Genomic DNA, 17,604 nt, shown 5'->3' on the forward strand with positions numbered 1-17,604 from the left:
CAGAGCGATGCCGGGCGACTGTCAGGGAGTATCTTTGCATCGATGGTGCCGCCGACGCGGGGTCGGCGGGCACGATGGAGTGCAGCGGCCTTTTTCAGGCGAGCATTCTGACCTTTTCGGTCACGCCTGCATCCGCATTCGACTCATGGGTCGAATTGAGCTTGCGGGCGACGATGTCGTGGTTGAGCCACACGACAGGACCGGTCGGGTTCGAGGTTTCCGCAAAGATCAGCTGTCCGGTTGCCTCAACGACCAGCGTGCTCAGCAGATCGCTGATCAGAACCTTGCTGTCCTTGTGCATCTGCGTGATCTCGGCCGAGGTGCCGATGGTGAGATCGGACTGGCCCTGGCTGTTTGGCATCGGCCAACGCTTGAAATCGTAGAAGGGCTGCATGACTTCGTCTGCCTGAAGATCGATGATCTTCTGCAGCGTGTCTTCAACCGTGTAGCCGTCTGCCAGGCGCTCCTGGCAGGCCTGCCACAGTTCTTCAGCCCAGGCGCCACCGCCTTCCTTCTTCAATGCGAGAAGGAGAGGGATGAGCGGCAGTTCGATACCGGCAAACACGTCGGACGAGTTGGTCCGGATTTCCGGGCAGTTGTAGACGGTCGCCTTGATGCCATCGGCCCAGGCCTTGCGCGCTGCATCCTCAAGCCGCATCTTGGCATAGCCCTGCGTGTAGTTGGTATAGGTCTGCCAGCGATATTCGTCGCCGATCAGGATGCCGGTGCCGTGATATCCATAGGCCGTGTAGCGCACCTGGTTGCCCGCTGCTTCGATCCGCGTGCGGATGGCGCTGCTGAGCTCGATCAGGTGGTGATAGGTGTTGGCGGAAACCTCGTCGAAGTTTGCAAGGATCAGCTTGCCCATGTCGCTGTCGAGCAGCGTCTGGGAGGACATGTGGCGGGCGCCGCGGCCCTTGTAGATCCGGTTGGCGATGACGAGAAACGCCTTCGCCTTGGGAATGCCACCCGCCATCGTATGAGCAAAGAAGACATTCTTGCCGGCCGGGATCATGTCTTCGAGGATCGCCATGACTTTCGTCAGCGAATTCCGGAAGCGCTCCACGCCGACTGTGCGGCATGCTTCGATGTGATCCCAGTCCAGTTTGTCGGTCTGCCAGCTTTCGAGCGTCATGTCGGCAAGAAGATCGGTCGGGGTCGGCGTGCCGGCCGGTGAGTCGAGATCAAAGCCCGCCATCAGCGGAACGTTGATGATCTTGCCGCCGAGCTGCGTTTCCGCAGCCTGCAGTTCGTCATTGGTCAGCGGACGCAGCGCGTTGTTCTCGTCGCGGCGCCCGACGGTGATACCGACGATCTTCATGCCCGCACGCTTGGCCTCTTCGATCAGCCCGGTCGCGTAACCGCGCCCGAACAGCTCGCCGAACAGAACAAACACGTCACCTTTGCGAAAGACGACATTTTGGGAAATGCGTTTCAGGGGGATCGGATTTTCCATGGCGCAAACTCTCTCAAAAAGGACCGGAATCGATCCCTCGAATATCTTTGAGACCTAGTGCACCATAAAAACGCGAAATGGGAACTCATTTTGCGTGTCCAAGTATGTCGATTCGTGAACTGACGCGGTGATCAGGGCGGTTGTTAAGGCCGATCGTCCGCCTAACAGCCGTGCCGAAACCGTATTCTGACGGCAACCCCTCCGTCTTCCACGACCATCCGCGCCGTGCACAGCGCAACGCCGGCACGTGCGCAAAAAGGCGAGTTGCATCAGATCTCATCAGTTCAGTCTTGGAAGAATCCTGCTGCGGCAGGGCCTATACGCGCTGCATGCGCTCCTGAAGCGCATCCACGACGGCCTGCAGGAACGCCTTGCGCCGCTCGTCCGTCGTTGCGTCAGCCGTGACCTTGAGCGGCCCGCGGATATTGTTCATGAAACCGGAGTGGTTGAAACTGTCGGCGGCCACGTTGACCTCGACCTCGTCCATGTAATGCGACAGCAGGGGCGCCAAAGCGAGGTTGGTGTCCTTCTGGTACTGGTGGGCCATCACCTGAGCAAGCTTACCCATCTGCACGTACGGACCGAATTCGGCGCTCATCTGTCATCGTCTCCTTCAATTCATGGCCTAGGCGCCTAAGGTAGGGTGAACGCGTCGCAACGCAAATGTCGATCGGGGATATGCCCGCGTTTTCCGAAATGGTCGCGAAAAGTTGAACGAATTGGCGCCGTTGCGTGCCACGGATACCCCAACCTCGTCCGAGGTCATTCAGCCTTTTCCGCCGCGGCGCATCGGCATGCGATCGATCAGGTCGAACATCTCGACGTCGCTGACGACCGTATCGCTTTTCAGCTTCACGCCGCCATCCTTGCCGACAAGGACGACATGAAACGCACCGTCCGCAATATTTGCCTCCGCGCGCAGCCTGCCCGCGTCGATCCGGTCGGCGTCACCATAGATCGTTTCCACGACATCTCCGGAAACTTGCAGCACAACCATGTCGCGCTCCGCCAATTCCGCCTTTTGCGATGTCAGGATGCCGACCTGTCGGGCAATCGATGCATTGCCCTTGTCACCGAAAAGGATGAGGACACGCTTTTTCCATTCGAGGTGTGAAAGGCTGTCCATGGCAAACACCTGCGAGGTTGCGAGCGAGAGGGCGAAGGCGATGAGTGTTCGTTTCATGCGGTCATCTCCAGATCTACCGAAGGAACGCAACAAACGCGTGATGGTTCAGGTGCTTCCTGTCTGTACGCCCTCTCTGGATTCTTGAGCTAGTCGCTCCCATCTTATGATCATCAACTGAAATAGGGAGGTTGCGATGGCAGATACCTCTGCGCACGCACGCGATGGCAACGTCATGGAAATTCTGTCTCCCACCCGGGTCGCCGGCCCGGGCTCGCCCATCTGCGACTGCTGTCGACAACCAAGATCCGTGGAGGAGTTCGATCAGGATTGCTGCGGGATCTGTGTGACGTGTCTCGAGTGTGACGACATGCTGGTGGATGTGGAGCCTGAGGCATCGCCTTGTACGGCGAGAGGGCGTCCGGTGCCGTGAGCGGCCAGATGGTGGCAATGGTGTAGGGCAGGTTGTCCTCGATACGCGCCACAGCGGAACCGCGTTGAACCACCGAACGCCTGGTCATGACGATGTCGACCAGAGAATGAAAGGAGGGCTGGATCCGTGAAAGAACTTCGGCCAGCGCTCCAGGTGCGTTCAGGAGTTGAAGAGCTGCATAATCGTCTCGCTGCTGCTATTGGCGATCTGCAACGCCTGAACGGCAAGTTGCTGCTGCGTCTGGATTGCGGACAGCCTGGCGGAGGCTTCCTCCATGTCCGTGTCGACAAGGCGGCTTACACCGCTTTCGATATTGTCCATGAGGGTTGAGTTGAAGCTTGTCTGCATGTCGAGACGCTGCTGGAGCGAACCAAGGAACGCGGCGCCGTCGACGACCCTCGATTTCGCGGTTTCGATGTAGCTCAGATAATTGTCGATATTGTCGGGGTTCTCTTCGATGTCGATGTCGAGAAAGTCGAGCGCCGGACGAGGCTCGTTGCTGACGCGGATTTGGCTGAACGTTATGCTTGTTCCGCTTCCCCATTTCCGATCGACTGCGGGATCTGACTTGATGGTGACGTGGGTGGCATCTGTCGCCTCGATGACCAGGATTGGCCAGTCGGCGTCGAGCAGCGAGTGCAGCAGAGTTTCCATCTCCTCTGCGGTCGCGACCGTACCGTCGGTCTTGTTCAGCAGCGTATTCACATAGGTGCGATCAAAGGAATAGGATTTCTGGGACGCACCATTGACCGCGAAATTGAAGTTGATCTCGATACCGTCTTCGTTCTCGCCGTCATTGTATAGAGTGAAGTCTCGGAACTCGAGGCTTAAGCTCGACCCACGTAAGCCATAGGCAGAATTCTCTTTCAAACCACCGTTGCTGACGCCAGTGCTACTCAGGTTCGAGATGCCGACATAGGATCCGTCACCATTTTTCTGGAGCGTCATGATGCTCATTTTCTTGGGATCGTGGACGCGATTTTTTGAATCCGGGGGATCGTACATGAAGGAGTCGGCTGAAACCAAGGCGCCGAGTGGATTCAACTGCCTGTTGAGGACGCCTGCGAACTGCGTGTTGGTCGATATGACTCCACCAAGACTGGCATCATAGGCGTCCACGTCAGCCTTGGTGATCGTGATCGTAGTGCTCACTCCTCCAAAGTAGGGCCCGGGAAGCTGGCTTGGGTCCTCCACTTCCTTGTCAAGCAGGAGCGTGAAGCTGATGTTCGAACCGGCCGCGTTGAAATCGAGAGGCGCTTCATCGGGAAAATTGTTCAGAGCGAAGAGGCCGGCACTGCCGGTGGATCGTTCCGGGGTCATCCAATCCATAGACCCGTCATCGGTATAGTATACCGTCGAGTCGGAGTAGCTGGAATAGGAGGTCGGATAGCGGATTCCGCCGACCGTATAGGCATCGCGCGCATCGGCTTGAAGCAGGCCGCCACCGGTGGTGTTGAACAGAGAAATCGATGAGAAATCAGATTCCATTTTCTGAACTGATACCCCGGATGCAGTCCGGGTGAAGCCTGACACCACGGACGACTTGTTGATCGTGTTGTCATAGATGTCGGCAATGTCGGTGTTCAGCCAGTTTTCTCCGCTGAAACTCGCGCCGTTGGCGATGGAGACGACCTGCTCTTTCAACTTGTCCAATTCGAGCTGGATCTGCCCCTTGTCGACGCTGGTCTCTTTTGCGGTGACGAGTTTGGCTTGAACTCATCCAGAACATCGATCACGGCCTCCATGCCCTGATAGGCAGTGTCCACCTTGGCGGTGCCGAGCCCGAGCGCATCGCTGGCGGCTGCTATGGCGTCGGTGTCGGACCGCATCGTCGTCGAAATGGACCAGTACGCGACATTGTCGGCGGCGGTCTGAACCCTTAGGCCCGAACTGACTTGCTGTTGCGTGCGCTCCATGTTCGAATTCAGTGTGCGCAAGGTCTGAAGCGCATTTGTTGCAGCGATGTTGGTCAAAATACTGGTCACGTAGAGCCCCACAAGCATGGGCTAGCGCTTCGAACTGCGCCGCAGATCGATGAAAGACTAGCAATGATCGGATCACGTTTACGGTTAACCCCCTCAGGGTGCCTGCCATCATGGCAAGACCGTCCCTATGCCGGAGAGGCTAGGGCTGCTCGAGTGTCGTTATTACAATCTTAGATCGAGCACTTCAGGTATCTATGTGCCGCAAACTTGACTAACGTCAAGTTAATGGTTGTAAAGCAAAACGAGATTTTCACCATAGGCTGGTGGTGACCGATTGCTTCTCATGTGGAGGAACTCAAAGAGAAATGTGGCGCACCCGACATGCGCCATCGGACAATCCGGGGATATCCGGGAAATTCCGATAATGCGCGGGAAAATATGCGAAGGAGCATCTTCCATCGTCCGAAGAGTTCCGGTAACGTTCTGAGTGTTCCAGTTCTCATTGGGGGAAAGGAAGGGGGAAGAGTGAACACTATCAATCGTCGTCCTGCGAAGTCTCTAACCGCGCAATTCGTAAAAAACGCTGCAACTCCTGGTAAGTATTTCGACGGCCACGGGCTCTTTCTTCGTGTTGATGACGGCGGTGGGAGGTATTGGGTTCAGCGCATTGTGATCCGCGGCAAGCGCCGTGAGATAGGGCTGGGGCCGGCTTCGCTCATCACTCTAGCGGATGCAAGGTCCGCAGCGATCGAGAACCGGAAGTCGGCGCGTGCCGGCGGCGATCCGATTGCTGACAAACGGCAGGCTAAGGCAATTCTAACATTTGAGGAAGCGGCGAGGCGCGCGCATATCGAGTTGTCGCCGACATGGAAGAACCCGAAAGACCGTGCGGCTTTCCTTTCTACGCTCGAAAAGCATGTCTTCGGGAGGTTCGGTTCTGTCCTCGTTTCGGAAGTCACCACATCGAACATCCGCCAGGCAATCCTGAACGCCAGAAAGACGGCGCCCGAGGTTGCGCGAAAGCTGACGTTCCGGATCTCCGCAGTATTCAAATGGGCCATAGCCGAAGGCATGCGAGTTGATAATCCCGCGTTAGCGGGCGCTCTCGCGCTCCCACGACAGGAAAAGAGCGCCGGCCAGCGAAAGGCCCTCGGATATGAAGACGTCAATGGTTGCGTTGCGACCATCAAGGCCAGCGGCGCCAGCAACGCCACCAAGCTAGCTCTGGAGCTGCTTATCCTCAGCGCTTGCCGCTCGGGGGAGGTGCGCGGCGCTCGATGGGAAGAATTTGATGCGGCCGCCAAGGTATGGACTATACCGGCCGAACGGATGAAGATGAAGAAGCTTCATCGCGTGCCTCTGTGTTCGCGCTCCTTGGCCATCCTCGACGAGGCGAAAGCGATTGATGACGGCAGTGGCCTGGTTTTCCCAGGCACGAAGCAGGGCAAGACTCTTTCGGACATGACGCTGTCAAAGCTGGTCAAAGAACTTGGCTACGCCGTGGATGTGCACGGCTTCCGGACATCCTTCCGAACGTGGGCTCAAGAGCGGACGAACTTCCCTCGCGAGATTGCCGAGGCGGCGCTGGCGCACGTCTCGGGCGATGCCGTCGAACGCGCCTACGCAAGGTCGGATGTCTTTGAGAAGAGAAGAAAGATGATGGAGGCTTGGTCAGGGTTTGTGGCTCAACCACGCAAGGATAACATTGTGAGGATAGGATGAGCGAGTTCACCCCGCCTGGCTATATGCGTGTAGGTGATGTTGTCATGTCGATCATTCGGCACCTTCGCCCTGATTGCACGGAACAGCAACTGAGCGAACTACTTGGGGAAGAGGCCCATCGGGTCTTTGATGAAGCGTTGGATTTGCTCCATTCCCTCTTGTTCGAAGGCGCAATCGCTGGGTTTTACAATCAGCCGGTTTTCAACGGGTTGACCGAGATACCTAAAGCCTTTTGGTTGAGCGTAGACGCGGGCAAAGCTCTTAGAGATGGAGAGTACTGGCCTTTCGGGCCTAACAGGCATCACTGGGACAGACTCCCGACTGCGCCAATTTTTTATAAGGCAGAGGCTTTAAGAGCGGTGCTGGCGCAGAGACAACGTGCACTCAGCCCTCCGCACTCCAGGGCTCGCTTATCCAATGCCGGCGCCAAGGCCAAATTTGATTGGCCTGCTTACGAGGAGGCCTACATGGCTGAGGTGCGGACTCGCGGTTTTCCAAGCGAACTGAACGTCAAAGGCTGGCAGTCACAGGCGGATGTTGTCAGATATCTCCAGGAGTTAGCGCAGCAAGATGGTCTAGATCTTCCTGATTCGACAGCCAAGCCATACGCTAGAAGATTCTTAGAGAGAGCAGCATTGGACGATAATTGATTGTCGTCCATTCCCGTCTATTCTCGGCGGAAACAACTGCTTTTTAGCGTCAAGGTCTCCTCGTTCCGACCAAATCCGGTCGGACTGAAGGAGATAGCAAATGCAGAATGTTCTTCGCCGCAACGACGTTGAGAAGGCAACCGGTCTTCCTCGCTCAACCATCTACGAGAAGATGGCAAAGGGCGAATTTCCTAAGCCGATTAAGCTGAGCGCGAAATCGGTAGGTTGGCTCGAAAGCGAAATCATTGCTTGGCAGAAGGCGCGTATTCAGCAGCGCGACCGTGTGCCAGCATGAGTGAGATAAAACAAAACCCGGGGCGCGGGCGCGCTCACCGGGTTTTGGAGATCGTAGCAACCGCCAAGCAGCTCGATAACCAAAACCCTATCCAAACACCCCCTGAAAATCAATCGGAATTGCTGGCGATCGCGAACATCATGCGACGATTTCATGTGTCCATGTGGCACGCGAAAACCATCTGCCAGCTCTCCGGTCTGGGAGGTCGTCACGCATGAAAGAACAGCCCGAAAAGAAGCTCACGAGGCAGAAGAAGTGGAGCGATGCTCACCCACAAAAGACTTGGGCGCATTCGGCGCTTCGGTCGGCGCTGCGCCGAGGCCTGATCGAAAGGAAGCCCTGCGAGGTCTGTGGTGCGGAGAAGGCCGAGGGACATCATCCTGACTACGATCGCCCGATGCTGGTCAAATGGCTCTGTGCAAAGCACCACAAGGAGGAGCACCGCCGGATCAAGGGAGGCGCCGATGCGCAGCCCTGATGCTTCCCCGCAGGTGATTGCCGCCGCGCAGTGGCTAGCCGAGCGGAAGGAGCCGCCAGCAATGGCGGTCCCGATCTTGAAAGCGCAATACGGTCTGTCCGCTCTGGAAGCTTGCGAGGCTATCCGGCTTGCCCGCGAATTCCGCATCGTTCGGAGGGCTTTTGGGTGAGCAGGTGGATCAAGATGCATCTGGCGGTGTTCGACCATGCGCTTTTCCAGGACATGGAGTTCTCGGAGCTGGATGCATGGCTATGGCTGATCTCCAAAGCCGCATGGAAAGACACGACCCATTGCGTTGCTGGCAAGGTGCTACCGGTGCCGACCGGAAGCCTCTTCGTCACCCTTCGCGAGATGCAGCGGGAGTGGAATTGGAAGTCTGATTATCGAGTGCGTGACTTTCTAGCGAAACTCAAGAACCAACGCATGATCAACGCAGATTCCAACGCAGGAAAAACGCTCGTAACTATCTGTAACTACGAGCTTTATCAGAAAGCGCGCTCAGAACCAACGCAAGATGATGACGAAAATCAACGCAAGATTCAACGCAAAAGCAACGCACTAAAGGAAGAAGGTTTAGAATATTTAGTAGAAAATAATTCTTCTGAGAGAGAGGGCGAGCCCGAAAAGGGTTTTGATTTTTCTCGATTTGAAGAGTGGTTTGCAGCATGGCCGACATGCCTCAGTGACGACGAGGACGCGGCACGTTCGGAATGGGTAAAGCTCACAGACGAACAACGGGCCGACGCGCTCGACCAAACGCCTAAGTTCATCGCAGGGGTACGGGCAAGCAAGCGCACCGTGTTTCCTCAGGCTGGCAAGTTCCTGAGCAAAAGACAGTGGGAACGGGTGAGGAAGCAACCGCCACCTGCTCCAAAGCCCAAAACCAAATTTGACGAGATCAGGGAGCGGCAAGAAAAATCGCTCGCAGCGTTTGCGCGGGGATTCGGCACCGGGCCGCGAACGATGGGGAATGCAATCGACGCTTTCGTTGTCCAGAACGAGGCGGGCAAGATGATGAAGTCGCCAGACGGCAAGGGGCTCATACCGACGACCGAGGCGCGGTGGAAGCAGCGCGTGGATGCGTGGACCAAGAGCGGGCAATGGGAGCAAAGCGAGTGGGGTCCGCCACCGGGGGCGCCAGGATGCAACGTGCCGGCTCACCTATGCGGGCAGACGATCGACCATGAGCCAGCAGAGTACCCATCGCCGTTAGAGCAACAGCTGGCAGAGCGACGACGGGCGAAGGCGGAAGCCATAGCGGCGGCGATCAAGCACAACAACTCGTGGGGGAACTAGAACCGGACATGGGCAACATAGCAAAGCGCAACCAAAGCATTTCAAAGCACGCCAAAGGGGAAACCATGAGCAAGACAGCATCGCCGCCGGCGGCGTCCAAGACGTCAACAAATGTCAACAATCGGGGTAGTAACTCGACAACGCAGGACGGCACCGCTGAGGTGTACCAGTTGACCGCAGACGACATCGAGGCGTTGCGACCGTTCACCGAAGATCGCACGCCCCTCTACAGCGTCGAAAACAATTCACTGAAGCTAGATCATCCTGCCCCACGTGTGGCGGCAGCCAAAGTTGCACGCGCAATGGGCATCATGGATCCAGAACTCGCCAACGGCGCGGTCCTGCAGCTGATACAGGTTTCAACGCAGGGACGGGACACGGACGCGAAAGCTCTGAACTTCGCAATCTCGATCGTGCGGGGTATCGCGCCGAGGGATCACCTAGAGGTGCTGCTCGCAATCCAGATGGCGGCGGTTCATATCGCCAGCGTTCGGCACGTGCGGATGATGAATCACACAGAGAACATTCCTCAGCTCGATATTCAGGAGCGCACAACCAATAAGCTGATGCGGACCTTCACGACGCAAATGGAAGCGCTGCGCAAGCACCGCAACGGCGGCAGCCAGAAGGTCACCGTCAAGCACGTGCACGTCAACGAAGGCGGTCAAGCAATTATCGGCAATGTCTCCCACGGGGGTAGGGCAGTTTCCGGAACATCGAGGCAATCCCATGAAGAACGAAACGACGACGATTTATCCCTTCCTATCCGCGCCGCGCTGCACGGCAACTTCGAAGAGGACGGGGAAGCGGTGCGGGTCGCCGGCGGAGAAGTCCAAGACGGTATGTCGTTTCCATGGCGCCAGGGCGGGCGCTCCTAGTGGCGCTGCGAATGGAGCATTCAAACATGGTCGATACACCTGCGAAAGCATCACCGCTCGGAAGCTCATTGCAGACTGCCGCAAGTTCATTCGACGAGGGACCACTGGCGATGAAAGTTGATCAAAAGGCGGTATCGGGAATGCCGATTATCGCTAGCAGTACGCGCAGCGAGTCGGCGAAGGTTACGCCCGTTCCAATGCTTCCTTCGGAAATCGTCCGGATCGAGACAGCGATGTTTTTCGCTCAGGTGAGCGACAAGACGATCAGGACATGGGCAGCGAAGGACGGCATCGGCCGGCAAGCAGAACGGCATGCGCCGTTGCAGATCAGCCTGCCGGCTTTGCTGATGAAGGCCGATGGAGATCATGCGGCACTTGATGCTTTGCGAGCGGGAAGGCGGTCGAACCCGGCAGTTGCAGCGTACCTGGATCGCGCAATTGACCTCTTGGAGGAGGTCCGTCTAGGCGGGCGGCGTTGAGCACTTTTGCCGGAAGATTTCTGGCGAAAGTGGCACATACTTCCACATAGTTCCAAATTCTTCGAATACCGGGCCGGCGCCCCTGATGCTCAAATGCTCCTCAACGAAGGAGATCAGCATGGCCCAAGGAAACAACATAGTTTCAATCCGTGAAGAGGTTCGTAGCCTCGACGATCGCATCGCGGATGCCTTCGATGCCGACATGTCGTCGGATGCTCTGGAGGCCCTGCAGACGGAAGTTGAGCAGGCCAGCCGGGAAGCCAAAGCCGAAAGCCAGGCAGCTGCCGACAAAGCTCTCGATCCGAAGGTTCGCCCGGCTGAGTTCGCAGATGCTCGCCGCAAGATGGATGACGCCAACTTCCGCAGCAGCCGCATGGATGCCGCCGCCGACCAGCTGAAGGAAATGCACCGGAAAGCCGTCGCCAGCGAAGCACGGCATCAAGCGGCCGCTGAATACGAAGCTGCCAAGGCAGAGCGCGATCAGTTGGTGAAAGACCTCGAAGCGTACGACAAGCACGCTCGGGCGATCGCAAGTCTTCTGGATCGGCTGAGCCGGAACGATTCACGCCTTTCGAAAGCCAACGTCGGCCAAACCGCCGCGACATGGCTGCATTCGGCCCAGCAGATTGCCCGCGGCGCGCAGCACGATTTCAACGTCCAGCATGACGAGCGCTTGCCCAATCTGATCGGTGGCGTTCGCCTGCCAAACTTCCGGATCGAAACCAACAGCATTCACGGCACGATGTGGCCGGCAGCAACGCGATAAGCGAGGGCATCATGTTTTTCAGCCGCAACAAGCATCCGGATCGCCAGGGCATGACGGACGGAATCAAGGACACGATCGACACGTTCGTGAAGGAATGGGGCGCGTTGAAGCGCGAACAGCGGGAGTTTGTGGCGGATGGCAGTGAGCCGGCCCTGAAGCTCCTTACTGACGCGGACGCTGCGTATTTCGTCAGGGCGATGGAAGATGAGGCCGCTCGCGTTGAAGCTGAAATCAGCACACAGATCTCCGACATGAAGCGCCAGCAGCTGGCAGACATTGCGCAAAAGGACGCGCAGATCTCTGCAATCAACCGCGAGATTGAGCAGGCACAGGCACAGATCGCAGCGCAGGATGCGGAGATCATCCGACGCGGAAATGCTCGCGCCGATCTCCTTGCAACGGTTGCCAAGATCACCCCATCGCTCGACACTTCCAAGCTCGCAAAAGATGCGGACATTCGGCGCGAGGTGGTTCGAAGCCGGTTCGGTGACGCGGCCGTAAATGGCCGTTCCGAGGCATACATCGATGAGCGTTTCGAATCGTTGGCAGCCCAGGCAACGGCCGACCCATTCGCCCGCGTCATGTCGGACGGTTTAGCCTCGCCTCTTGGCGCCAAGGATGCCGCCGAGAAGGCTTGGCGAGACATGGTTCACGACATGAACCACGCTCACCGGAAGCACTGAGGCAATGCCCGTGAGTCTCATCCATCAATTTCAGCGCGGCAGGTTCGGGGTTTACCGTCTTCAGGGCCGTCGCGATGGAACCCGGGCGTTTGGTGACGCGCTCGGGACAAGCGAGGGGGTTTCTCCGGGTTGTCATGGCCCCCTCGCTAACCCATTCGAAAGGAACTGACGATGTATCTCAATGACCGGCTTACGATCGACACGAAGCGCCGCACGCGGGATGGCTACCTTACGGTAAACGCCCGCGTTGCCCGTGCCGATAACGTCCAGCTTTACAGCGGCGCAGAGGTGGGCCGACCAGATATGGCGACGGTTCGCGTCTTCCGGCCCTCGCAAGAGGTGTTCAGCGCCGACACGATGCAAAGCTTTGCCCATCGGCCCGTCACGCTGGGGCATCCTTCCACGGCGGTTTCCGCCGGCAACTGGAAAGACGTTGCCAAGGGATGGAGCGATGGTGAGGTCGCCCGTGATGGCGACTTTGTCCGGGTCTCGATGCTACTCGCGGACGCCGACACGATCGCAGCCGTCGAGAACGGCACGCGTGAGCTTTCCATGGGGTACGACTGCACTCTGGATTGGACGGCCGGCACGTCGCCCTCTGGCGAGGCATATGACGCCATTCAACGCGGCATCCGCAGCAATCATATCGCTGTGGTGGGAGCAGCGAGGGGTGGCAAGGAGCTTCGACTAGGCGACAGCGCAGATCGGCAAGAGCGCCACCTGTCCGATGCAGAGCAGCTCTCCATGCGCGACAGCGTTCACGGGATGCCAATCGACCAGGCGGCAGCATTGCCGCTTTACGACAACGTCCGCGGCACGAACGTTAGCGGTATGCCGGCAGAGCGATACTTCGCCATCGTCGACGGCGCGGACGTCACCACCCGCGAGATTAGTGACGCTGCCGCGAAGGCAGAAACGGCCTATGCCCAGATGGTTTCGGACATGAACGGCTCATGGAGGGGTGCCTGATGGGCGGCTTCTCCGATGCAATCCGAGATTGGGGCAACAGCGGCTTCGTCGACGCAGTCGCGCAGCGGTGGGAACAAATTGTCAAGGAAGCCGAGCAGATCGTCGGCGATCGGTACGCTGGAAACAGCGCCGCATCTTCGACCTCTGCTCCTGGAGGGATTGCATGACCGGTAGCGATAAACGGGTTTCTCGCGAGTTGGCGACGGCCCCAGCTAAAAGGAGCGGATATCATGGCTGAAAGAGCCTCGCTAATTTGGGCAGATGGCCCATCGTCAATGCCATATGAGCCCAACAAGGCTCTCATCCGGGCATGGGGAACTATGCTCGAGCAGCAGACGTCTCTGGTCAATTCACCGCTCACATACAGCGCGACCGGCGACGGTACTACCAACGACGCGACAAACTACGCACGTGCCGAGGCTGCCAACGACAATATCTTCTTGCCTTCCGACGCCTTGTTCAATCTTGGTTCGGCGTTCCCGACTAAGCCGGTTTATGGTCCAGGCAAGCTGAAGAAGGGCAGCGTTGTCCTTGATGGCTACCAGATGCAGGTTGACGCCTATCGCTCGACGATTTTCCTCACGCCTTCGGACTATACGGACAAGGTGGGCTTTCCATCGTCCGGGTACAACAAGGGCGTTCTGATCGGTTCGGGCGCGAAGCTCCAGGGAACGATGAACCGTTTCGTGGGCATCGGTTCGGCAGTCTTTCAAGAGGCGATTGCCATCGACCGCTCGATCGCCATCGGCGACGGCAATATGCAGTACACCCGCTATGCGGAGCGCATGACCTCGGTAGGGACAGCCACAAGCCAGTGGCTTGGCGCATCGCTCGCCAAGGTGCAGGAAACCCACCCTTGGTGGATCGGCCAGACGCCAACACCGGGTCAAGCTGGATGGGACTTCAACGGCATGGAGACTCGCAATCCGGGCATTGGTGCCAAGATTGCCGCTTTCACCGCATACGCTACCGCACAGACAGATGCAGGCCGCTCTGTAGCCATCGGTCGTGATGCGATTGGCGGCAATGTGATCTCGCTCCGCGACGTTGCTGTCGGCTATCGCGCGCTTGCTGGCTTCTCAACACGTGACAACACCGCTATTGGTAACGATTGCTTTTGGGATGGCGTTTTCATCACGGAAAGCACTGGCCTTGGACAGGCGGCCGGCGGCAACTGGCAGGAGGGAACGCGCAACCTTGCACTAGGTCGCAACGCCGCGCAAAGCGTCGTCCGTGGGAGCTATAGCGTCCATATTGGCCCTTTTGCTGCATCGCTCATAACGGACAGCACCGACAACCTGTTTCTAGGTTATGGCGCCGGCAACGCGCTCACCGGCGCGTCGCAGACTGACGTGTTTGTGCTTTCGAACCGTAACCGCAACTACATGATGGTTGGCAACTTCGCGACCGGCCAGATGGGTCTTGGCGTGGATCTCACTCCGGCGCTTCTCAAGGGCTCTGCAAACGGCTCGCTGCATATCCAAAACTCGAGTTTTGGTGCCGTCGAGGCGGCCAGCACAGCGCTAGACGATCTCATCCTAGAAAGCGGCGGCACAAGCACGGGCATGACGATCCGTTCGGCAGCTGGCGCGCTAGGCCAGATTGGCTTTGCGAGACCAGGCCAGGCCTCTCGCGGTGTTATTGGCTACAATCACGCTACGGATCAGTTCGACGTGTCGGTCGCCGGCACCGCGCGATTGCAGGCGGGTGCAGGCGTCATCATTGGCGCAGGCGGCTCCTTCATGGGAGTCGGCACGCTGAACGTGATCGCCGATATCTACCGCGGCGGGATCAAGGTTCTTGGCGCCCGCGAGACAGGCTATGCGGCCATGACAGGCACCGGCAACAAGGCGACAGTGTACGACGTGGCATCTGTCACCTTGCCGCAGCTGGCGGCCCGTGTAGCTTCGCTGCAGGCCTCTATCACCACACATGGAATGATCGGAGCATAGACATGAGCGCACCTTTCACCTCAGCTGACCTGAAGGCACTCGTTGCCATGATCGAGGCCGACAAGAAAAAGCTATCCGTTGAATTTTTCAGTGGCTGGTCCAAGGCAGTCGAGGAACACAACGCCACAGCCGCGACAATTATTCTTTCGAAGTCGGAAGGAGTAAACCCTTGAGAATTGACCGCTGTATAGTCGTCTCATGTGAGACGCTGCCTTTCGAGGGCGTAACATCGCTTCTCAAAGGCTTTGCCGAGGGGTTGGGGGTAGCGCCGATATGCCAGGTCAGCGACGACGTTAAACTTGACGGTCTTGTACTGCTTCAGGTCGGCCCATTCATTTTCAACATGGAAGAAGTAACTGCGATGGCCGCAGAATTGCGCGATCGCCAGAAGGAGAAGGCATGAAAGAGTCTGATAAGAAATTTGCAGTTGATTTCAGTTCTGTCCTGATGGGTCCGAACGGCAAAACAATGCTGGACACCAAATTCGACGACGATGGCAAACCGCAGGGGCAGGAGCCTCTGACGGTTGGCTCCCTCTGCTACCTGGTCCTTACACGCCCCATGGAAGACGACCAGATGAGTGCGCAGCAGGCCGTGAGATACTTTCTTCTCGCCTCGACGGCAGCGAAGGGCGGCCAGCAAGAACTTACCGTATCGGACAAGAGCCTGCTCCTGTCCCGCATCGACAAGTTCCCGCTCGGCATGATGGCGAAGGCTGCGCTTCTGGCCGTGATTGACCCGCTGGAATATGACAAAGCAGCTCGGGTTGTCTGATGCCACCGCCCTTTGAACGAAGGCTCGCCGATGACTAGCGATAACGGTCATTCTCGACTGTAGACGAAGCAATCTTACGGCGACCACGGATGAACTGGCGCCGAAGAAAACCGGCCGCATCTCCTGATAGATACGGCCGGTATTTTGCGTCCTGCACCGGACTGGTGGACTCGACAGGCCTCGTGTGAAAGGCTCCCTCGCAATCTAAGCGCACGAGGGATGTAAATGGGGCTTCTGACGCCAAAACAAGCTGCTGCCGAATTGGCGATTTCAAGCCGGCAGCTGCGCGACCTTAGCCTGGATGGCGACATCGCTTTCATAAACGTTGGACGTGGCGAACGGCCGGCAAGAAGGTACGAGATGTCGGATCTCGAGGCCTTTAAAGCTGAGAGAAGAACAATATCATGCCGATCTTCAAGCGTCCCGGCGCAGAAACGTACAGCTACGACTTCCGGTATAAAGGTGATCGATTTCGAGGCGACACTCGCTGCACAGCGAAGCAAGAAGCTGAGCTCGAAAAAGGCGACGTCTAAGGCACCCTGAGCGTAAGAGACTATAGCTTCTTCGCCCCAGGCTTGCCATTTTTGACGACAAGCTTCTTCGGCGGTTTTCTGTCCGCCAGTGCTAAGGCTCTCTCGTACGCGGTTTCCGCCGAGCGCGCCAACGGCGTACCAGTTGCAGCTTCTTTAGGTGGGGCTGATCCTTGAGATGCAAGTGCAGCTCTCAGGGTTGCGATGTGCTCTGGGTAGAACACGTACTTCGCTCCGCGTCGTTCGTAGTGCGGATGCTGTTTCAGTGCGTCGATCAGGAAGCGCCTTGATACGCCGAGCAGTAAGGCGGCACCGTTCATGTCCACAGGAACCATGAGCCGCGCCCATTCTGGAAGCGATAGAGCAGCGGACCCTTGCCGTAGTTTGCCCTCCATAAACGGGCGCCCTCAATGCACCTCCGGCGGTGGATAGCTCCGACCGATCGAAACAAGATACTCGGTGATCTCCTCTAAGAGGTGGTCGCGTCTGCCATAGGCATCCATGATCGCGGACAGCTTCGGCATGACCTCCTCAAACTGGTCATCAGGAAGGTCCGCATCGCCGATCAGGTAACCCACGCCTGCAATCCCTGTGATGTTGCAGCCCGTGCCGGCCACTTCCTCGACGAATGCGGGAATGTCTTCAGACTTCATTCTGTGCATCGTGATCTCCCTTTCGCAGTGAACCATAGCCTCGCAGAGCAGTGAGATCGACTAACAGAATTGTTAGTGCAATTGACTTTGCACAAACTCGTGGCAACTTGGCGTCAGATGGGGGCTTGGGGGAAGCAGATGAGGAATTTGGCGGTTTTCGCACTGGCACTCGCGTTGGCGGGATGCTCAACCTCGTCCGCCAATCTAGAAAGCAGCAAGTCAGCCGCTCGATCTGAAAAGGTCTATCCAGAGAATTATCAGCTCGTCTATCGGCGCATAACCGACACAGCGAAGCGCTGCCATCAGACGGCCGGGACCGCGGCGTTCAATGTCGACGCGCAGCTCTACAATGAGTTGGGGTTCGGTGAGATCACTATGTCCCTGGTGAGCGCCCTCTACCCCCGGAACTACTATTGGAAGGCGAAGGTCGAGAAGGCCGGAAGCGGGAGCAAGGTCAGCATCGTGTCGGGAAACACCCTTGCGCAGGGATCCACGCTGCGGCAGGTCAGCAAATGGGCAGACGGCGACACAGCTTGTTGATC

The 17,604-nt window shown here is 57.7% G+C and carries 24 protein-coding genes; 17 read left to right on the top strand and 7 right to left on the bottom strand.

The annotated features are described in order from the left end of the window. Positions 1 to 94: 94 nt before the first annotated feature. The 5 genes from ACQY1J_RS09170 to ACQY1J_RS09190 all read right to left on the bottom strand — a co-directional run bounded on the left by ACQY1J_RS09170 (position 95) and on the right by ACQY1J_RS09190 (position 5,015). Entirely contained in the window at positions 95 to 1,456 is a 1,362-nt protein-coding gene (locus tag ACQY1J_RS09170) for an enoyl ACP reductase FabMG family protein (RefSeq protein WP_430251244.1), read from the bottom strand. A 316-nt stretch (positions 1,457 to 1,772) separates the two neighbouring features. Beyond that, positions 1,773 to 2,054: a hypothetical protein gene (locus tag ACQY1J_RS09175; protein ID WP_062455296.1), complete on the bottom strand. Its 282-nt coding sequence runs from the start codon at positions 2,052 to 2,054 to the stop codon at positions 1,773 to 1,775. 168 nt (positions 2,055 to 2,222) lie between these two features. After that, the gene (locus ACQY1J_RS09180; protein WP_325262067.1) at positions 2,223 to 2,639 is read right to left on the bottom strand and encodes a DUF4174 domain-containing protein; all 417 of its coding nucleotides are present in this window, start codon (positions 2,637 to 2,639) and stop codon (positions 2,223 to 2,225) included. A gap of 532 nt (positions 2,640 to 3,171) precedes the next feature. Further along, a complete protein-coding gene (locus tag ACQY1J_RS09185; RefSeq protein ID WP_430251245.1) occupies positions 3,172 to 4,665 on the bottom strand; it encodes a flagellin in 1,494 nt (497 codons plus the stop codon). After that, positions 4,653 to 5,015 (bottom strand): hypothetical protein, encoded by a 363-nt coding sequence (locus ACQY1J_RS09190; RefSeq protein WP_430251246.1) that lies wholly within the window; start codon positions 5,013 to 5,015, stop codon positions 4,653 to 4,655. The genes ACQY1J_RS09185 and ACQY1J_RS09190 overlap by 13 nt, the downstream gene beginning before the upstream one ends. Positions 5,016 to 5,462: 447 nt before the next feature. On the opposite strand from ACQY1J_RS09190, the gene ACQY1J_RS09195 reads away from it, so the two are divergent. The 16 genes from ACQY1J_RS09195 to ACQY1J_RS09270 all read left to right on the top strand — a co-directional run bounded on the left by ACQY1J_RS09195 (position 5,463) and on the right by ACQY1J_RS09270 (position 16,422). Beyond that, complete coding sequence (locus ACQY1J_RS09195) at positions 5,463 to 6,659, top strand: tyrosine-type recombinase/integrase (protein WP_430251247.1); 1,197 nt, start codon at positions 5,463 to 5,465, stop codon at positions 6,657 to 6,659. Beyond that, positions 6,656 to 7,309, top strand: a complete 654-nt coding sequence (locus tag ACQY1J_RS09200; RefSeq protein WP_430251248.1) for a hypothetical protein — start codon at positions 6,656 to 6,658, stop codon at positions 7,307 to 7,309. The genes ACQY1J_RS09195 and ACQY1J_RS09200 overlap by 4 nt, the downstream gene beginning before the upstream one ends. A 100-nt stretch (positions 7,310 to 7,409) precedes the next feature. Then, positions 7,410 to 7,604: a helix-turn-helix transcriptional regulator gene (locus ACQY1J_RS09205; RefSeq protein WP_430251249.1), complete on the top strand. Its 195-nt coding sequence runs from the start codon at positions 7,410 to 7,412 to the stop codon at positions 7,602 to 7,604. A gap of 214 nt (positions 7,605 to 7,818) precedes the next feature. Then, a complete protein-coding gene (locus ACQY1J_RS09210) occupies positions 7,819 to 8,082 on the top strand; it encodes a hypothetical protein (RefSeq protein ID WP_430251250.1) in 264 nt (87 codons plus the stop codon). 183 nt (positions 8,083 to 8,265) lie between these two features. Further along, positions 8,266 to 9,378, top strand: a complete 1,113-nt coding sequence (locus ACQY1J_RS09215) for a hypothetical protein (protein ID WP_430251251.1) — start codon at positions 8,266 to 8,268, stop codon at positions 9,376 to 9,378. Between the two features lie 65 nt (positions 9,379 to 9,443). Beyond that, entirely contained in the window at positions 9,444 to 10,256 is an 813-nt protein-coding gene (locus ACQY1J_RS09220) for a hypothetical protein (protein WP_430251252.1), read from the top strand. 26 nt (positions 10,257 to 10,282) lie between these two features. Further along, a complete protein-coding gene (locus ACQY1J_RS09225) occupies positions 10,283 to 10,735 on the top strand; it encodes a hypothetical protein (protein WP_430251253.1) in 453 nt (150 codons plus the stop codon). Positions 10,736 to 10,853: 118 nt separating this feature from the next. After that, a complete protein-coding gene (locus ACQY1J_RS09230) occupies positions 10,854 to 11,501 on the top strand; it encodes a hypothetical protein (RefSeq protein WP_430251254.1) in 648 nt (215 codons plus the stop codon). An 11-nt stretch (positions 11,502 to 11,512) separates the two neighbouring features. Next, positions 11,513 to 12,184 carry a hypothetical protein gene (locus tag ACQY1J_RS09235; RefSeq protein ID WP_430251255.1) on the top strand — a complete coding sequence of 224 codons (672 nt, stop codon included), beginning with the start codon at positions 11,513 to 11,515 and terminating at the stop codon, positions 12,182 to 12,184. 171 nt (positions 12,185 to 12,355) lie between these two features. Further along, positions 12,356 to 13,153, top strand: a complete 798-nt coding sequence (locus ACQY1J_RS09240) for a DUF2213 domain-containing protein (protein WP_430251256.1) — start codon at positions 12,356 to 12,358, stop codon at positions 13,151 to 13,153. Further along, positions 13,153 to 13,320 (top strand): hypothetical protein, encoded by a 168-nt coding sequence (locus ACQY1J_RS09245; protein ID WP_430251257.1) that lies wholly within the window; start codon positions 13,153 to 13,155, stop codon positions 13,318 to 13,320. The genes ACQY1J_RS09240 and ACQY1J_RS09245 overlap by 1 nt, the downstream gene beginning before the upstream one ends. Positions 13,321 to 13,383: 63 nt before the next feature. Further along, positions 13,384 to 15,105, top strand: a complete 1,722-nt coding sequence (locus ACQY1J_RS09250) for a hypothetical protein (RefSeq protein ID WP_430251258.1) — start codon at positions 13,384 to 13,386, stop codon at positions 15,103 to 15,105. 2 nt (positions 15,106 to 15,107) lie between these two features. Then, entirely contained in the window at positions 15,108 to 15,278 is a 171-nt protein-coding gene (locus tag ACQY1J_RS09255) for a hypothetical protein (protein ID WP_430251259.1), read from the top strand. Further along, positions 15,275 to 15,508, top strand: coding sequence for a hypothetical protein (locus ACQY1J_RS09260; protein ID WP_430251260.1), 234 nt, complete (start codon positions 15,275 to 15,277; stop codon positions 15,506 to 15,508). The genes ACQY1J_RS09255 and ACQY1J_RS09260 overlap by 4 nt, the downstream gene beginning before the upstream one ends. After that, positions 15,505 to 15,879, top strand: a complete 375-nt coding sequence (locus ACQY1J_RS09265; protein WP_430251261.1) for a hypothetical protein — start codon at positions 15,505 to 15,507, stop codon at positions 15,877 to 15,879. The genes ACQY1J_RS09260 and ACQY1J_RS09265 overlap by 4 nt, the downstream gene beginning before the upstream one ends. 225 nt (positions 15,880 to 16,104) lie before the next feature. Continuing rightward, on the top strand, positions 16,105 to 16,422 hold the full coding sequence (locus ACQY1J_RS09270) for a helix-turn-helix domain-containing protein (RefSeq protein WP_430251262.1): 318 nt from the start codon (positions 16,105 to 16,107) through the stop codon (positions 16,420 to 16,422). A 10-nt stretch (positions 16,423 to 16,432) separates the two neighbouring features. Here ACQY1J_RS09270 and ACQY1J_RS09275 read toward each other — a convergent pair whose 3' ends face one another. Both ACQY1J_RS09275 and ACQY1J_RS09280 read right to left on the bottom strand, forming a co-directional pair. Next, a complete protein-coding gene (locus ACQY1J_RS09275) occupies positions 16,433 to 16,729 on the bottom strand; it encodes a hypothetical protein (protein WP_430251263.1) in 297 nt (98 codons plus the stop codon). 87 nt (positions 16,730 to 16,816) lie between these two features. Next, entirely contained in the window at positions 16,817 to 17,071 is a 255-nt protein-coding gene (locus tag ACQY1J_RS09280) for a hypothetical protein (RefSeq protein WP_430251264.1), read from the bottom strand. Between the two features lie 138 nt (positions 17,072 to 17,209). Here ACQY1J_RS09280 and ACQY1J_RS09285 point away from each other — a divergent pair, with 138 nt between their 5' ends. After that, positions 17,210 to 17,602 carry a hypothetical protein gene (locus ACQY1J_RS09285; RefSeq protein WP_430251265.1) on the top strand — a complete coding sequence of 131 codons (393 nt, stop codon included), beginning with the start codon at positions 17,210 to 17,212 and terminating at the stop codon, positions 17,600 to 17,602. Positions 17,603 to 17,604 lie beyond the last annotated feature (2 nt).

The sequence above is a fragment of the Neorhizobium sp. DAR64860/K0K1 genome (assembly GCF_050500205.1).
GTDB lineage: Bacteria > Pseudomonadota > Alphaproteobacteria > Rhizobiales > Rhizobiaceae > Neorhizobium > Neorhizobium soli.

Excerpts from the sequence above, each read along its gene's own strand:
- ACQY1J_RS09170 (WP_430251244.1), bottom strand. The coding sequence starts at position 1,456 with ATGGAAAATCCGATCCCCCTGAAACGCATTTCCCAAAATGTCGTCTTT.
- ACQY1J_RS09175 (WP_062455296.1), bottom strand. The coding sequence starts at position 2,054 with ATGAGCGCCGAATTCGGTCCGTACGTGCAGATGGGTAAGCTTGCTCAG.
- ACQY1J_RS09180 (WP_325262067.1), bottom strand. The coding sequence starts at position 2,639 with ATGAAACGAACACTCATCGCCTTCGCCCTCTCGCTCGCAACCTCGCAG.
- ACQY1J_RS09190 (WP_430251246.1), bottom strand. The coding sequence starts at position 5,015 with ATGCTTGTGGGGCTCTACGTGACCAGTATTTTGACCAACATCGCTGCA.
- ACQY1J_RS09200 (WP_430251248.1), top strand. The coding sequence starts at position 6,656 with ATGAGCGAGTTCACCCCGCCTGGCTATATGCGTGTAGGTGATGTTGTC.
- ACQY1J_RS09205 (WP_430251249.1), top strand. The coding sequence starts at position 7,410 with ATGCAGAATGTTCTTCGCCGCAACGACGTTGAGAAGGCAACCGGTCTT.
- ACQY1J_RS09210 (WP_430251250.1), top strand. The coding sequence starts at position 7,819 with ATGAAAGAACAGCCCGAAAAGAAGCTCACGAGGCAGAAGAAGTGGAGC.
- ACQY1J_RS09215 (WP_430251251.1), top strand. The coding sequence starts at position 8,266 with ATGCATCTGGCGGTGTTCGACCATGCGCTTTTCCAGGACATGGAGTTC.
- ACQY1J_RS09220 (WP_430251252.1), top strand. The coding sequence starts at position 9,444 with ATGAGCAAGACAGCATCGCCGCCGGCGGCGTCCAAGACGTCAACAAAT.
- ACQY1J_RS09225 (WP_430251253.1), top strand. The coding sequence starts at position 10,283 with ATGGTCGATACACCTGCGAAAGCATCACCGCTCGGAAGCTCATTGCAG.
- ACQY1J_RS09230 (WP_430251254.1), top strand. The coding sequence starts at position 10,854 with ATGGCCCAAGGAAACAACATAGTTTCAATCCGTGAAGAGGTTCGTAGC.
- ACQY1J_RS09235 (WP_430251255.1), top strand. The coding sequence starts at position 11,513 with ATGTTTTTCAGCCGCAACAAGCATCCGGATCGCCAGGGCATGACGGAC.
- ACQY1J_RS09240 (WP_430251256.1), top strand. The coding sequence starts at position 12,356 with ATGTATCTCAATGACCGGCTTACGATCGACACGAAGCGCCGCACGCGG.
- ACQY1J_RS09245 (WP_430251257.1), top strand. The coding sequence starts at position 13,153 with ATGGGCGGCTTCTCCGATGCAATCCGAGATTGGGGCAACAGCGGCTTC.
- ACQY1J_RS09250 (WP_430251258.1), top strand. The coding sequence starts at position 13,384 with ATGGCTGAAAGAGCCTCGCTAATTTGGGCAGATGGCCCATCGTCAATG.
- ACQY1J_RS09255 (WP_430251259.1), top strand. The coding sequence starts at position 15,108 with ATGAGCGCACCTTTCACCTCAGCTGACCTGAAGGCACTCGTTGCCATG.
- ACQY1J_RS09265 (WP_430251261.1), top strand. The coding sequence starts at position 15,505 with ATGAAAGAGTCTGATAAGAAATTTGCAGTTGATTTCAGTTCTGTCCTG.
- ACQY1J_RS09270 (WP_430251262.1), top strand. The coding sequence starts at position 16,105 with ATGGGGCTTCTGACGCCAAAACAAGCTGCTGCCGAATTGGCGATTTCA.
- ACQY1J_RS09275 (WP_430251263.1), bottom strand. The coding sequence starts at position 16,729 with ATGAACGGTGCCGCCTTACTGCTCGGCGTATCAAGGCGCTTCCTGATC.
- ACQY1J_RS09280 (WP_430251264.1), bottom strand. The coding sequence starts at position 17,071 with ATGCACAGAATGAAGTCTGAAGACATTCCCGCATTCGTCGAGGAAGTG.